A 15392-nucleotide genomic window follows, 5' to 3' on the forward strand; every position below is an offset into this window, starting at 1 on the left:
GTACCGTCACGGTTAGTCCGTCGGTGCGGAGCCGCCCGGCAGATGATCGAGGATCCGGCGGATATCGTTGGCATCGGGCAGGCCGAGACCGGTGAAGAGTTCGTGCGCCTTGCCCAGCTGGACACGGGCGGTGTCGATGCCGCCGCGATCGGCCTCGGCCCGGCCCAGGACCATCAACGCGTAGGCGTGGTCCCGCACGGCTCCGATCTGCTCGCACCGGACCACGGCCTCGGTGGCGTACCGCACCGCCTCGTCGTACCGCCCTGTCCTGCGGAGTGTTTCGGCGAGCCGGTACAGGGCGTGGGCCTCGCGCCCCCCGATGCCGGCGGACCGACAGACCGCGAGGCACTCGGTGTAGCGGGCGATGGCGTCACCGAACCGCTCGTGTTCGTGCAGTGCCAAAGCCAGCACGTACAACGCGTAGGCGACCCCCGGAAGGTCGCCCATGGAACGCAAGGTCACCAGCGTCGTCTCGCAGGCCCGTATCGCCTCGGCGGCCCGGCCGCTGCGCACGCGGGCGAGCGCCGCGTTGATGGTGGTCGCCGCCTCGCCGGACCTGTGGCCGAGGACACGGGCGAGTGCGATCGCCTCGTCGAAGCACGCCACCGCCTCGTCGTATCGATGCAGAAACATGACCGCCACACCGAGGTTGTTGAGCGCCTGCCGGAGTATGACCGTGTCCTTCGTGTTCCTCGACGCTGTGACGGCCAGGCGCGCGTGCTGCTCGGTGTCGGACGGGCGGGTGGCCTGCAAGGCGATGCTGCTGCACAGCAACTGTGCCCGGCCCAGAACCCGTTGGTCGCCCCTGAGCTCGGCCTCCCGCGCGAGCTCCAGCGCGGCGGACCGCAGCCCCTCGAACCGGACGTCGGCGCAGAAGGGGCTGACCGCGATGAGCAGGTCGACGGCGGTCCGCAACTGGCCGTCGTAGGGATCCGTCCGCCGGCCGACGGTGTGCAGCGCGGCCGCCGTCACCAGTCCGATCTCGCCGGTGATCCAGGAACGCGCCGTGTGGACGTCGCCGAAGTGCAGCCCCTGGGACCGCAGCGCGCCGAGGGAGTTCGCCACCGGGTCTCCGGGCACGGCCTGCGCGAAGGCGTTGCACGCGGTGGCCAGCAGGTAGTCGAGCAGCCTGCCGAAGGCCTGCCGGGTATCGTCCTGGTGTTCCGGTTCCGCGCACTGGGCGAAGGCGCGGAGCAGGTCGTGATAGCGGTAGCGGCCCGGTTCGGGGGACTCCAGCATGGCGGCGTCCACCAGGGCTTCCAGCAGTTCCTCCGCCGTCTCCTCGTCCGTCGCGAGTGCGGCCGCGGCCACCGGCAGACCGAAGTCCAGGGACCCCGGGGCGGCGAGCAGCCGGAAGGCGCGGGCCTGCTCGGGCGGCAGTTGCCGGTAGCCGAGTTCGAAGACCGCGTGGATCGACACGTCACCCACGCGTAGTTCCTCGATGCGTCGCTGCTCGTTGGCGAGCCGGGCGGTCAGTGTCGCGATGGCCCACCGCGGCCGGGACGCCAGCCTGGTGGCCACGATCCGGATGGCCAGCGGCAGGAGTCCGCACAGCCGGAGCAGTGTGAGCGCCTGTTCCCGTTCCGCGTCGAGCCGTTCGGTGCCGATGACCGCGCCGAGCAGCGAGAGGGCCTCGTCGGGCCTGAAGGTGTCCAAGCTGAGCTGTTTGGTGACCGGCAGACCGAACAGACGGGACCTGCTGGTGATGATGACTCCGCAGCCGGCCGATCCGGGCATCAGGTCCAGGACCTGCGAGGCGTCACGTGCGTTGTCCAGGACGATCAGCACCCTGTGGCCGTCCAGCATCGAACGGAAGAGTTTGGAACGGTCTGCGAGGGTGTCGGGTACGGCCTCGGCGGCGACGCCCAGCGACAGCAGGAACCCCGTCAGGACGCCGACGGGGTCGGCGGGGTTGTCGTCCGCTCCTTGCAGATCGGCGTAGAGCTGCCCGTCCGGGTAGGCGTGCCGTACGCCGTGGGCTGTGAACAGCGCCAGTGAGGTCTTCCCGATCCCGCCCATCCCGGCTATCGCCACGACGGTCGGCGCTCGCCGTCCGGGCGTCGTCAGCAGGGTGTGCATGTCGCTGACGGCGTCGGTGCGGCCGGCGAAGTCGGGCAGCAGCGGCGGAAGCTGTGCCGGAACGGGCAGCGGTTCCCGGCCCCGGGCGGCCGCGGGCAGGAGCTCGGCCGCCTTCGGTTCCTCGGGCACCGCGGGTTCCTCGACGGCCGCTATGGAGAGGGCCGGATCGTTCTCCAGGACCTGCCGGTAGGCGGCGGTCAGCTCAGGCCCGGGATCGATGCCCTGCTCCTCCAGCAGCAGCTTCCTGACACGGCTGAACACCGCAAGCGCGTCGGCCTGTCTGCCCGCCCCGTAGAGCGCGCGCATCAACAGGCCGTACGGACGCTCGCGCAGGGGGTGCATGGCCGTGAGGTCCGCCAGGTCGGGAATGACCTGGCGATGGCGGCCGAGGGCCAGGTCGAGGTCGCAACGTTCCTCCAGCAGAGCGATGCGAAATTCCTCGAGCCGGTCACGCTGCCGCATGGCGAAGGGTCCGGGCACTCCGGCCAGAGTCTCTCCCTGCCACAGGTCGAGTGCGCGGACCAGCCTGTCCCTCGCCTCCTCCAACCGGCCCGAGGCACGTGCCTGCGCCGCCTCACGAGTGAGCGTTTCGGCCTGCCCCACGTCGAGCGAGGACGGGGGGACGACCAGGCGGTAGCCGTCGCCGACCGACACGAGCACGCTCGGCGTGGAGCGGTCCGGTTCCAGGAGTCTGCGCAACTGCCAGGCGTAGGTGCGGATCGTGGTGGTGGCCTTGCTGGGGGGCGTGGGACCCCACAACGCGTCCACCAGCTGTTCCTTCGACGCGGTGTGCCCCGGTCGCAGGAGCAGGACCGCCAGCATGGCCCGGAGCTGGGGTGGACCGAGGCGCAGTTCCGCATCGCCCCGGTATGCACGGACCGCCCCGAGAACGGCGAAGAGCAGTTCTTCCGTCACCTCGCCAGGGCCCTCCTTGCTCGACCACTCCGAACGCCTTCGTCATCACCATGGTCACCAGCCCACCGTGGGGAGCGGTTCACGCTTGGATCGATCACCTGTGCGCTGGTGGCCAGCCGACGGCGGTCGGCGAGCAATCAGCCTATCAGCCAAGGCTGTTCGTCCTCGAAAATGCGTATACAACGTGAGCCGCCGGGATTGCGGGGCAGGGGAGACCCGCTCCGGGGAGGACATGCGAACGGCACTGACCCGACACTTGAGCGGGTGCCCGTAAGGGCACCCGCTCATGAACCGTCAGTGGTCGGCCGGACTTCTCAGACCAGTGACTCCCAGTCGACGATGCCCTCCGCGAGGTCGCGCACTCCGGCGAGCAGGCCCAGCCTGTTGGCCCGGACTGCGGGGTCCTCGGACATCACCAGGACGTTGTCGAAGAAGATGTTCACCGCGTCGACCAGCTCGCCCGTCTGCGCGTTGAGGCGGACGAGCGAGGTCTCCTCGTCGAGGACATGCCGGCACTTGACCAGGGCAGCGTGCAGAGCCTGCTCGGCGGGCTCATGGAGCTGCTCCGGGTCGTACACCGCCTCCAGCCCGGCCGGCACGATGCGCCGTACCCGCTGGAACGCCGCAAGAACGGTGGCGAACCGGTCGTCACCCTGCAGGCCTTCCAGCTCCTCCAGGGTCCGCGTGGCCAGCCGCGGCGAGTCGCCGCGCACCAGCACCGCGCGGACGTCGGTGGTGGAGTGCCCCAGCTCGATCAGCTGCTGCTCGAAGCGGCGCAGCACGAACTGGGCCGCGTCCTCCAGATGCTTCTGCTCGACCGTGACGGCCTGATGCTCCGCCGCGATGGCCAGCGCCTGGCCGAGCCTGATCGCGGCCAGGTCGCTCTTGCTGAGGAGGATGTTGACCACGCCCAGCGCGGAGCGGCGCAGCCCGAACGCGTCCGAGCTGCCCGTGGGTTCGGCCCCGATCGCGAAGAGCCCGACCAGCAGATCGAGCCGGTCCGCCAGGGCCAGCAGGGCCCCCGGCAGGGTTTCGGGCAACGTGTCGCCGGCGAAACGCGGCAGTTCGTTCTCGTAGAGGGCCTGTGCCACCGCCTGGCTCTCGCCCGCGCGCACGGCGTATTCGCGCGCCATGATGCCCGTGAGGCTGGACAGTTCGGTGACCATCTGGGAGCCGAGGTCGAACTTGGTCAGGGCCGCGGCCCGTTCCAGGACGTCGTGGGCCGTGCCGGACAGGCCGATGACCTTCGCCAGCCGGAGGGCGATGGCCGAGATGCGGTCGGCGCGGTCCGCCATGGAGCCGAGACGCTCCTCGAACGTGAGGAGGTGCGTCTTCTCCCTCATCTCGCTCAGCGGGGTCTCCAGATCCGCCTTCCAGAAGAAGGAGGCGTCCTCGTACCGGGCGCGCAGCACCGCCTCGTTGCCGTGGCGGACGATGTCGTGGTCGCACGTTCCGTTGGCCACCGCGACGAAGTGGGGCAGCATGCTGCCGTCGGCATCCACCACGGGAAGGTAGCGCTGGTGCTTGCGCATGACGGTGACGAGGATGTCCGCGGGCAGCGTGAGGTACTTCGGGTCGAAGTTCCCGAGGATCGGGGTGGGGGACTCGACCAGGTTGGTGATCTCGTCGATCAGCGCGCCGTACTGCTCCGTCTGGATGCGTCCGCCCACGGCCTCGGCGAGTCGCGCCGCGCCGTCCACCACGAGGCACCGCCGCTCCGCGGCGTCCGCGAGGATTCCGTGCTCCTTCAGAAAGGGCAGGTACCCGTCTGCCGTCGGCACCTCCGCCGTGGGAGGCACCGCGTCACGGTGAACCTGCGTCGTACGTCCCGACGTCAGGCTGGACACCGTGAAAGGGACGACCCGCTCTCCCAGCAGAGCCATGATCCAGCGGATCGGACGGGTGAAGGAGAGCCGCGGAGCGTTCCACCGCATGTTCTTCTCGGAGCGAAGGCCGGTCACGACCTCCGAGAGGAGAGCGGAGAGGACATCCTCGGCCGAGCGCCCGACGACCTGCCGGGTGAGGGCGACATGCTCGTTGGCCCCGACAGTGACGCGACCGAGGTCCGCCGGTTCGGCGCCGTTGCTCCTGGCGAAGCCGATGGCCGCCTTGGTGGGGTTTCCGTCCGCGTCGAACGCCGCCGAGACCCGGGGCCCGCGCACGGTCTGTTCGTAGTCGGCCTCGCGGGTTTCCACGCCGAGGACGGTGGCCACCACGCGTCGGGGGCTGGCGTCGACCCTGATCTCACCGTGTCCCAGCCGGGTCGCGCCCAGTTTCTCCGTCAACGCGGTGCGCACCGCCTGCGAGGTCCGGGTGACCTCGGCCGGCGGCATTTCCTCCACGCCGATCTCGACCACGAGGGTGGCCGGCCCCGGTTCGGCCGGCGGGGTCACCGTGCCCTGCTCGGGCCCGACGGGTTCCGCGGCCGCCGCCCGGTCCGGAGCCTCGCTCACTGCGGCCTCGGCCGGGGCGGAGTCGCTGCTCGACACGCGGCCCAGGGGGAAACCGAGTTCCTCGCGCCGCGCGACCCACAACTCGGCGACCTCGTGGGCCAACCCGCGCATCCGGGCGAAGGAACGTGCCCGCTCCGTGGTGGAGATGGCGCCCCGCGCGTCGAGCACGTTGAACGCGTGCGAGCACTTGAGGACGAAGGAGTACGCGGGGACGGGAAGACGCGCGTCGAGCATGCGGCGTGCCTCGCCCGCGTAGGCCTCGAAAAGGCTCCGCTGGGTCTCCAGGTCGGCCTCGTCGAGGTAGTAGCGGCTCATCTCGTACTCGGCCTGGCCGAACGCCTCGCCGTAGGTGACACCCGGCGCGTACTTGAGGTCCTTGAAGTGATTGACGCCCTGAAGCGCCATCAGGATGCGTTCCAGGCCGTAGGTGATCTCGACGGACACCGGGTCGAGGGTGATGCCGCCTGCCTGCTGAAAGTATGTGAACTGGGTGATCTCCAGACCATCGAGCCATACTTCCCAGCCGAGCCCCCAGGCGCCCAGCGCCGGGGACGCCCAGTTGTCCTCGACGAAGCGAATGTCATGTGCGGCCGTATCGATGCCCAGGGCCTGCAGACTGCCCAGGAAAAGCTCCTGCGCGTTTCCGGGCTCAGGCTTGAGGATGACCTGGTACTGCGTGTGGGTCTGCAGCCGATTCGGGTTCTCGCCGTAACGTGAGTCGTCGGGCCGGACGCTCGGTTCCACGTATGCGACACGCCACGGCTCCGGTCCCTGGACCCGCAGGAACGTAGCGGGGTTGAGCGTGCCCGCACCCACCTCGGTGTTCATGGGCTGAACGACCAAACACCCGTGTTCGGTCCAGTACTTGTTCAACACCAGCAGTGCTTCTTGCATCGTCAACACCGAGATCATTCCTCCACGGGTACGGCACATACTCAGAGCATCTCCCGGCTGAGGCTCAGGAGATCATGGCCTGGGGGAGTCTACCCATCAGGGCGTTTCCGCTCGGCATCGCCGGGGAGCCAACGGGCCCCACATCCCGGCCAATTGTGACTGTTCGAGCGGGCCGGCCGGCGTTCCCCCGAGTGGCCGAGACCTGTCGGCGGCCGTCGCCACGGCCTCGTCGTCCTCGGCCGCGTCCCGCGGCCGGAGGTGCGCGTGCCCGGCGGCCGAACGGGGCGGGAAATCGAAAATCTAGGGAATCCACTAGTCTTTCCGGGTCGCCGTTCTACCAGTCGATTTTCATGCGACCATGAGTGCGGACGTTTATGCGAAACTCTTCCCTTCTTGCCCATTCCTATTCAGTTCGCGGTGTCGGCGGGCGGGAATTCGTAGGCGGTGTGGATTGAGCATAATGCGGGCGGTGAATCGAGGCTTGACCGATCGGATGATGCTCTCTATGGTTCAGGCGTTCGGTCATCCGGACGTGAAGTGAATGTATTACATCCCCTGTGCTTCCTCTCGTCAGGTGGTTCGGTGCCTGTAGTGGATTTCATCCGGGCATCGCTTTTCGGTGATTTCTTGGTGTGGCTCGACACCGTTCTCTGGTTACAGAATCCGATCCACGGATGCGAAGAAGCCCCTGCGAAAGAGAGAAGTCATGGAAAACTTCGAGGACATCGACATTTCCGACCTGTCGGAAGAGGAGCTGGACGACATCGTCGGCGGCCAGTTCGGGATTTCCCCCACCTGCGTCATCTGACGATCTGAAGTCCGCGGTCCGTCTGCCGAAGGGGCCTGCGCTTCTTCGGCGGACGGGCCGACGGCTCACGTCCGGACGTCTTGTCGCGGGCGGACAGGCCAGTGACTCACAACGGGAGGGGACTTATGCCTGGCGATTCGCGTTTCAACGCCGAGGCGCTCGAACACCATCGCAGGAGCGATGGCCTTGGACCGGTCTTCGGTCACGCTCCTGCCGTGACCCGGCCCAAGGGAGCAGCCGAGCGGATGACGGCGGTCCGCGAGCGGTTCAGGCGGCGCACACGCGGAGCGCGACTGCAGGTCTGCTTCCAAACCCAGGTCAGCGACTGCGGTCCCGCCGCTCTCGTGACCGTGCTGCGCCACCACGGCGTGGACGTGTCCCTCGACGAGATCCGCGCGCGTGCGGGTTCCGGACGCAATGGCGCATCGGCCCGCACCCTCCTGGAGATCGCCCGCGAATACGGCGTCAAGGGCCGCGGCGTACGCGCCGGCACGGAAGCCCTGGCCCGGCTGTCCCCCGGTTCGATCCTGTTCTGGAACTTCAACCACTTCGTCGTCCTGGAGGGAGCCGGCAAAGATCATGTGGATGTCATCGACCCTGTCCATGGACGCCGTAGGCTCACCATGGCAACGGTCGCCGAGTCCTTCACGGGCGTGGCCCTGGAGTTCGAGCAGCCGCTCGAAGCCGACTCCGGCCGGCGCCGACGCGGCAGTGAACTCCTCGGCCCCTGGCACCGCTTGCGGCAGTTTCTGCCGCACGGCCGGGAACTAGCACTGATCCTCGCCTCCTCCGCCGGACTCATGGCCTTCGAACTCGCCCTGCCGCTCACCGCCGGATTCCTGGTCGAACGCGTCCTCGGCAACCGGTCCACCGGCGGAGCGTGGACGGCCTGCGCCATCCTGGCCGGTCTGGTCGTCCTCTACTTCTCCTTGTCCGTGGCGCGATCGTTTCTGGTCACCAGGCGCCAGGCCGTCATCGAGAAACGGCTCACCCTGGGCATCGTCGGGCACATGGCGGACCTGCCCTACGACTTCTTCACCGTGCGCAACTCCGGTGATCTCGCGCTACGGGTCCGCACCAGCAACGTGCTCGTCCAGGTCCTGAGCCTCACCGCGGTCTCGGCCGTCTTCGACAGCCTGCTCATCGTCGTCTATCTGATCGCCATTGCCGTCGCGAACCCGCTCCTGTCGCTTCTCGTCACCGTGCTGGTCGTCGTGCACACCGCCATCCTCGTGCTGACCTGGCGCCGGCAGACCGGACTGAGCCAAGAAGTCCTCGAACGCCAGACCAAGGCCCAGGAGGAACTGGTGGAGATGCTGGAGAGCATCACCACGCTCAAGGCCGCCGGCATGGACGGCCGGGCGGTGGAGCGCTGGTCGCACACCTTGGTCCATGAGGTCAACAAGCGTCTGAGCGCCCGCCGCAACCTCGCCCTGTTCGCGTCCCTCAGCCGCACGCTGCAGTTCGCCGCGCCCCTGATCGTGCTGGTCGCCGGGATCTGGCTGGTCCTGAGCCACCGCTACTCGCTCGGCGAGGCCATGGGCTTCATGACACTGACGATTGCCCTGTTCATCCCGCTGGAAGGCCTCTTCGACGCCGGCTCCCAGCTGGCCGCGGTCCGGCCCACCGTCGCCAAACTCGACGACGTCCTGCGAGCGGCCCCCGAACCGCGGGGCGCCTTCGCCGAGACCGGCGTGGCCAGGCCTGGCCGGATCAAGGCCGAAGCGGTCGGCTTCCGCTATCCGGGAGCTCCGCGGCCCACCCTCGACGGCGTCAGTTTCGAACTCGAACCAGGGCAGTTCATGGCCATCATCGGCCGTTCGGGCTCCGGGAAGTCCACCCTCGGCATGCTGCTGGCCGGACTGTACACACCCACCGGCGGGACCCTGACCGTCGACGGCACCGACCTGGCCGAACTCGACCGGCCCACTTACCGGCGGCGCATCGGCTACGTCAACCAGAACGCGCACCTCTTCGGAGGCACCATCCGGGACAACATCCTCTTCGGCGGCGACGACATCAGCAAGTCGGATCTGATCACGGCGGTCGGGCTGGCGCACATCCACGAGGAGATCGAAGCCATGCCCATGGGGTACAACACCCTCGTCGCCCCCGGCGGCCACGGTCTGTCGGGCGGACAACGCCAGCGGATCGTGCTGGCCCGGGCGCTGGCGAAGAAGCCCGAACTGGTCATCCTGGACGAGGCGACCAGCGCCCTCGACCCGGCTCTCGAGGAATCCATCATGCGGGGGCTGCTGGACGCGGGAATCACCGTCGTCGTCATAGCCCACCGCCTGACCGTGATGGACGAGGCGGACCAGGTCGTCGTCATGCGTGACGGGCGCATCGTCGAGGCGGGTTCCCCCGCCGTCCTCAAGGAGAGCGGAACGGAGTACCTGTGCCTGGCCTGACTGCCCCACAGGCTGGTACCCCGTTCCCCCTGACCTACGAGCAGGAGTGGTTCCACACCAAGACCCTCTCCAGCGGCTGGTCCCACAAGAACACTCAGCTCGCGTTCGAGATCCTGGGCGGCCTCGATACGGACGCCCTCGCTGCGGCCGTACGCGCCTTCGTGGTCCGGCACGACGCCCTGCAGCTCCAGATGGATCCGGTGCCGGGCCCGCACCCCCTGCAGTGGACCCGGGGCATCGAGGCCGAGGAGGAAGTCGTCCGACGGGTGAAGGTGAAGGCCGCCTCGCCCGCACAGTTCTCCCACTACGCTTCGGCCCTGCTGTCCCGCGACTGCGTCACCCCGTGGTCGTACGGCACACAACGGCCGTTCGTCATCAGGCTGCTGCGCTACGACGAGAACCACCACGCGCTGCTGGCCACCTTCCAGAACCTCGTCTTCGACGGCCGGGCCCATCACCTCTTCGGGCATGAGGTCTGGCGCGACTACCAGACCCTGCGCGACGGCGGGTCCCCGCCGGACCCGGCCCCCTCGTTCGCCGACGCGGCGGTCCGGCAGCGGGAGCGGACGAGCGAGCGGCTACGCGAGCAGGCGCAGGCGAACTGGCGAGAACGCCTGGCCTTCATGACCCGCGTCTCCTGGCCCCGTACCGGCCCCGCCGGGGCCGACCCTGCGGAAGGAGGCATGGTGAGCGCGGAACTGCCGGCCGCGACGGTCACGGTGCTGCGTGGTCTGTGCGCCGAGTTCCGCTTCACCGTCCTGCAGTCGGCGGTCGGGCTGTTCGTCACCGCACTGGCCGCTCGAACCGGCATGTCCGAAGTGGGACTGTGGACCTCGATGGACTCGCGTGCGTCCCGGGACATGGACGTGGTGGGCATGTTCGCCGGCTCCTGCCCACTGACCCTGCGCGACGCCGGCGCCGGCGCCTTCTCCGTGCGGACACAGGTGCGTGATCAACTGCTCAACGGGCTCCGGCACCAGAGGCTCGACGCCGAGGACCTCACCGCGCTGACCCGGGAGGCGGAGGAGACCGGCGGCGCACGCGTCAGCCGCGACATCTACGTCAACCTGCGCCGGTTCGAAGGGAACTCCGCGGTCGCGGACGACATCGGCGGTCTGCGGATCACGGCTGACGCCTACCCGCTGCACCGGATCACCTTTCGTGACACCTTCGCACTTCACCTCCGGTGCACCGAGTTCCGCGACCGCCTGTGCATCGACCTCCGCTACGACGGGCACCGAGCCGACCGCCCGCTGGCACGGTCGGTCCTGGAGGACATGCTCGCCGGTCTGGCGGCCACCGTCCCCGCCGGATGACCGGGCAAGAGCCGTGAGGGCCGTCCGCCTCCCCGCCGTACCCGATTCCGTCCCACGCCCCCCAGCAGAGAAGGCACCATGTCCGACACGCCGATTGACGAGGTACTGAGCGCCGTGAGCGAGGTGTTCGGCAGGCCGGCCGTGCCCGAGGACGATTTCTTCGCCCTCGGAGGCGACTCCATCACCGCGGTCGAACTGAGCCTCCGTCTGGAGGAGAGCCTGGGTGTCGAGGTCGATGTCGAACTGGTCGTCAGCCTCCCCGACTTCGCGGCACTCGCCGCCGCGCTCGCGCAGCCCTCTCCCGCCTCGCCGACAGCCAAGCACTGAGGAATCATGAAGCCTTATCTCTGGGACCCCTGGGCCACCGCGCGGACCCACCCCGACCGCGTGGCCGTGATCGCCGACGGCGAGCAGAGCACCTACGGCGATCTCACCGGTCGCGCGGACGCCCTGGCCCGGGGGCTGCGCGCCCACGGGATCCCGGACGGCGCGGTCGTGTCGACCGACATCCCCACCGGACCGGCCTTCTTCGCCCTGGCCCTGGCCGCGCTGCGACACGGCTTCGGACTCTTTCCCATCGACCGTGAGCTGCTCGGGATTCCCATGGGACCGTCCCTGCTCGCCTCGGTGTCCACCGCCGCGCACATCAGTGCGCAGCCCTGGGCCGACGGCCCCGCCCTGCCCTGCCCGGTCGTGACGGGCACGCAGCTGACGGCCCGGGCGGACGGCCCCGGCACGCCTGCGACGCCGCCGGCCGCGGGCCGCCTCGTGTTCGCCACCTCCGGCACCACCGGACTGCCGCAGGCCGTGGCGCGGACACGTCCACGCAGGCCGTACCGCGGGGTCGCGGTCGTCGAACGCTACGGCGCCGGAGCCGGCCGGGGCCCGCATCTGATGGCCAACCCCACCTACCACTTGGGCACTCTCGGCCCCGCCCTGTACGCGCTGCAGGCGGGCAGCACGGTCGTCGTCCAGCGAACCTGGTCCTGCGACGCCTTCACGGAACTGGCGGACCGTCACCGTGCGGACAGCGTCATGCTCAGCCCCGACCGCCTGACCGACCTCGTCGAGGCCGGTGCGGCACCGCGCCACCCCTTCCAGGTCGTCTTCCACGGCGGAGCCGCCTGCCCACCCGGGGTCAAGCGCGCGGCCATCGACCTGTTCGGGCCGGTCCTGCACGAGTACTACGGCACGTCCCACGGTGTCATCACCGAGATCACGACGGCGGAGTGGCTGGCCAGGCCCGGATCGGTCGGACGGCCCCTGCCGGGGATCCGGGTCGAGATCTCGCGGGAGGGCCGGCCCGTGCCCGCGGGCGAGACCGGGGACATAGACATCCTGCCGCGGGCGGCCGACCGGGCTCCGTCCGACACCGGCGTGCTGAAGACCGGGGACGTGGGCCATCTCGACGACGAGGGATATCTGTTCGTCCTCGGCCGGGCCGAGACCCCGCGGGAGATCCGGATGGCGCGGCTCGAGCACGACATCCGGTTGCTGCCCGGAGTCACCGACGCCGCCGCCCTCGACGGCGCCGGCGACGTTCCGGTGTGCTTCGTGGAACACGGTCACGGTGCCGACTTCCAGGACCCGGTGCCCGCCATCGAGGCCACGGCGGAACAACTGGACCTGCCCTCCCCGCGCGTCGTGCTCGCGGTTTCGGGCTCCCTGCCCCGTACGCCCAGCGGCAAGCTGAGGCGGGCCGATCTCGGCGTCCTGGCCCGGAGCGCTCCCCATGGTTCCCGGTAGCGGAGGACCAGCCCACGACTCCGCCACAGCCACCGGATGGCTCCGGCACCACGCCCGGCACCGGCCGGACGCCATCGCCCTGACCAACTGGGACGAAGGCGAGATCCGGGGCCGTACGACCTTCGGGGAACTGGACCGGCTGGTGGACACCGTCGCCCGCGCGCTGCGGGGCCTGGACGCCGAACCCGGACACCGGGTGGTTCTGGTGCTGCCGAACGACGAGACGTTCGCCGCCGTCCTGCTCGCCGTGATCGGCACCGGACTCGTCGCGGTTCCCGCCCCGGGCCCGCGAACGATGCGCGCGGAGGCGTTCGAGCAGCGAGTGCGCGCCATCGTTCGGGACTGCTGCCCGGCTCTCGTGATCACCACGGAAGCGTGGCGGGACACGGTGCGCTCCGCGCTGGAGGACTCCGCCACGCGGGTCCCGATCCGCACCTGGGAAGAGCTGCCGGCGGTCGCCGCCGCCCTGCCGGAGCGCGGCGGCGGGCCCGACGCACGGGTGAGCCCGCGAACACCCGCCTTTCTCCAGTACACCTCCGGATCGACCGGCTCTCCCAAGGGCGTCGTCATCGATCACCGCGCCCTGCGGTCGAGTTGCCGCCAGGCGGCCGTCTGCTACCGCGAGAGCCCGGCCGACGTCGCCGTGACATGGGTGCCGCTCAGCCACGACATGGGTCTGATCACCGGAATCTTCAGGCCGCTGTTCAGCGGATACGAGTCCGTGCTCCTGCCGACCGAGCGCTTCGCCCGCCGTCCGGCGGAATGGCTCTCCGCTCTCACCGTCTGCCGCGGCACACTGTCCAGCGCTCCCGACTTCGCGTACGACCTGTGCGCGCGCAAGACCACCGACGACGAGATGGCCACCCTGGACCTGCGTGCATGGCGGGTCGCGCGCAGCGCGGGTGAGGTGGTCCGCCCCGCCACCGCCGAGCGGTTCGCCGCCCGGTTCGCGGCAGCGGGGTTCCGGGCCGAGGTCCTGTGTCCCTCGTACGGGATGGCGGAGGCGACCCTCACGGTCGCCGCCACCACCCCCGAACTCCCGCCGCTCCGCCTCGCCGTCAGCACCGAAGCACTGCGTGCGGGCCGCGCGGTCCGCGCCGCGCGGGGAACCCCCTCCACCACCCTGCTCTCCTCGGGCGTCCCGCTGCCGGGAACCCGGGTTCGCATCGGCGACGGCCGCCAGGACCCGCACCGCGTGGGAGAGATTTACATCCGGGGCCCGCAACTCTTCAGCGGCTACTGGCGCAAGCCGGTCCGGCGATCCCACTGGCACCCCACCAGGGACCTCGGGTTCCTCGACGGCGGCCAGCTGTTCGTCCTCGGACGGACGGACGACGTACTCGTGCACCGCGGCCGCAACTTCCACGCGGCGGACATCGCCGCGGCCTGTGCCGCCGTACCGGGCCTCAGACCGGGGCGGTGCGCCGCCTTCACCGTCGAGGGCGAGGCGGCCGGTGAACTCCTGTGCCTGGTGTCGGAAGTGACCGGCGGCTCCGGCGCACCGTCCCCCGCGCAGGTGGCCGCCCAGGTGCGGCGCCGGCTCGCCCAGGTCCTCGACCTGTACGTCTCCGAGGTCGCCCTGCTGCCCGCCGGCGGCCTTCCTGTGACGACCAGCGGCAAGGTGCGGATCTCCGAGACGAAACGGCGCTTCGAGCGGGGCGACCTGCCCGTTCTCAGGCCCCACGTGCCCCGGCGCACATCGTCCGAGCACAGAGAGGAACGCACGACATGACCATTGCGCACTCCACGACACTGTCCCGGTGGGTCGGCGACCCAGTGGCCTTCGCCGCCTACCACTGGCGCCGCCGTCCCGGTGTCTTCACTCCCGACGGCTCCCTCGTCAGTCCCTTCACGCCGGCCGACGTGGACGACGCCCTCGCCAGCGGCTTCCTGCACGAGCCCTACCTGGAGATGACCAGCGCCGAGGGTCCCCTGCCCGCCGACACCTACTTCTCGGCACGTTCGGTCCGAGGCGTCTCCCATCCGGGGTTCGCCGACCAGAAGAAGATACGGGGGCTGATCGAGCAGGGCGCGACCCTGCTCATGCACCGGGTCGACCAGTGGCACCGCCCCACCCGCGATCTGCTGGCCCGTCTGTCGGCCGAACTCCAGCGGCCGGTGGAGGCGTTCTGCTTCGTCACCCCGTCCGGCGCCCAGGGAGCTCCACTGCATCGCGACGACGCCGATGTGCTCGTTCTCCAACTGGCTGGCAGCAAGGACTGGCGTGTCTACGAGGGACCGGCGAACGGTGAATGGCGCGAGGGGAGTGCGGAAGGGGAGAAGCCGGCGGAGGTACTGCGCGCCACCGTGCACGCCGGGGACGTCCTGTACATCCCACGCGCCTTCGCCCATGAGGCAGTCGGGAGCGGCGGCCTGTCCGTGCACCTGTCGCTGACGATCCGTGAGGTCCACAAGGGCGATCTGTTCCGCAGCCTCCAGAAGCTCACGGGCAAGGCGATGAACGTCGAAGCGCGCCCGTTGGACGACGAAGCCGTCCTTGCCGCCGCCACCGCCATGCTCGAGCACGTGAGCAAGGCACTGGCCGGTCTGACCCCTCAGGACCTGGTGGACCACGCGAGGCGGACCAGGCTTGCCGCCCTGCCCGATCCCGGTGCACCGGTCTCGCTCGGTGACCTGGCCGCCGGGTACGCCGATCCGCGGTGATTCCGCGCGTCCCGACGGCGGAGGCCGTACCGGTCGCCATCGGGCGTCCGGAGCCCTGCTGACACCGGGCACCGGTCCGAGGACCCCGGCCGGCCCGTCGTCGTCG

The 15392-nt window shown here is 69.8% G+C and carries 8 protein-coding genes; 6 read left to right on the top strand and 2 right to left on the bottom strand.

Annotated features, from left to right (window positions below; translation table 11 throughout):
* Window positions 1-12: 12 nt before the first annotated feature.
* Window positions 13-2994 (bottom strand): BTAD domain-containing putative transcriptional regulator, encoded by a 2982-nt coding sequence (locus OOK34_RS27320; protein WP_267036513.1) that lies wholly within the window; start codon window positions 2992-2994, stop codon window positions 13-15.
* A gap of 314 nt (window positions 2995-3308) precedes the next feature.
* Complete coding sequence (locus OOK34_RS27325) at window positions 3309-6341, bottom strand: glycine--tRNA ligase (RefSeq protein WP_267036927.1); 3033 nt, start codon at window positions 6339-6341, stop codon at window positions 3309-3311.
* Between the two features lie 1023 nt (window positions 6342-7364).
* Between OOK34_RS27325 and OOK34_RS27330 the strand changes: the two genes are divergently transcribed.
* The 6 genes from OOK34_RS27330 (at window position 7365) to OOK34_RS27355 (ending at window position 15286) form a co-directional block, all read left to right on the top strand.
* A complete protein-coding gene (locus OOK34_RS27330; RefSeq protein ID WP_267036514.1) occupies window positions 7365-9560 on the top strand; it encodes a peptidase domain-containing ABC transporter in 2196 nt (731 codons plus the stop codon).
* Window positions 9548-10876 (top strand): condensation domain-containing protein, encoded by a 1329-nt coding sequence (locus OOK34_RS27335; protein ID WP_267036515.1) that lies wholly within the window; start codon window positions 9548-9550, stop codon window positions 10874-10876. Before OOK34_RS27330 ends, OOK34_RS27335 begins: the two co-directional genes overlap by 13 nt.
* A gap of 78 nt (window positions 10877-10954) precedes the next feature.
* On the top strand, window positions 10955-11203 hold the full coding sequence (locus tag OOK34_RS27340) for an acyl carrier protein (RefSeq protein ID WP_267036516.1): 249 nt from the start codon (window positions 10955-10957) through the stop codon (window positions 11201-11203).
* A 6-nt stretch (window positions 11204-11209) separates the two neighbouring features.
* On the top strand, window positions 11210-12622 hold the full coding sequence (locus tag OOK34_RS27345; RefSeq protein ID WP_267036517.1) for a class I adenylate-forming enzyme family protein: 1413 nt from the start codon (window positions 11210-11212) through the stop codon (window positions 12620-12622).
* The gene (locus tag OOK34_RS27350; RefSeq protein WP_267036518.1) at window positions 12609-14354 is read left to right on the top strand and encodes an AMP-binding protein; all 1746 of its coding nucleotides are present in this window, start codon (window positions 12609-12611) and stop codon (window positions 14352-14354) included. Before OOK34_RS27345 ends, OOK34_RS27350 begins: the two co-directional genes overlap by 14 nt.
* On the top strand, window positions 14351-15286 hold the full coding sequence (locus OOK34_RS27355) for a cupin domain-containing protein (protein WP_267036519.1): 936 nt from the start codon (window positions 14351-14353) through the stop codon (window positions 15284-15286). The genes OOK34_RS27350 and OOK34_RS27355 overlap by 4 nt, the downstream gene beginning before the upstream one ends.
* The last annotated feature ends 106 nt before the right edge of the window (window positions 15287-15392 follow it).

The sequence above is a fragment of the Streptomyces sp. NBC_00091 genome, from assembly GCF_026343185.1.
In the GTDB taxonomy this organism is placed as follows: domain Bacteria; phylum Actinomycetota; class Actinomycetes; order Streptomycetales; family Streptomycetaceae; genus Streptomyces.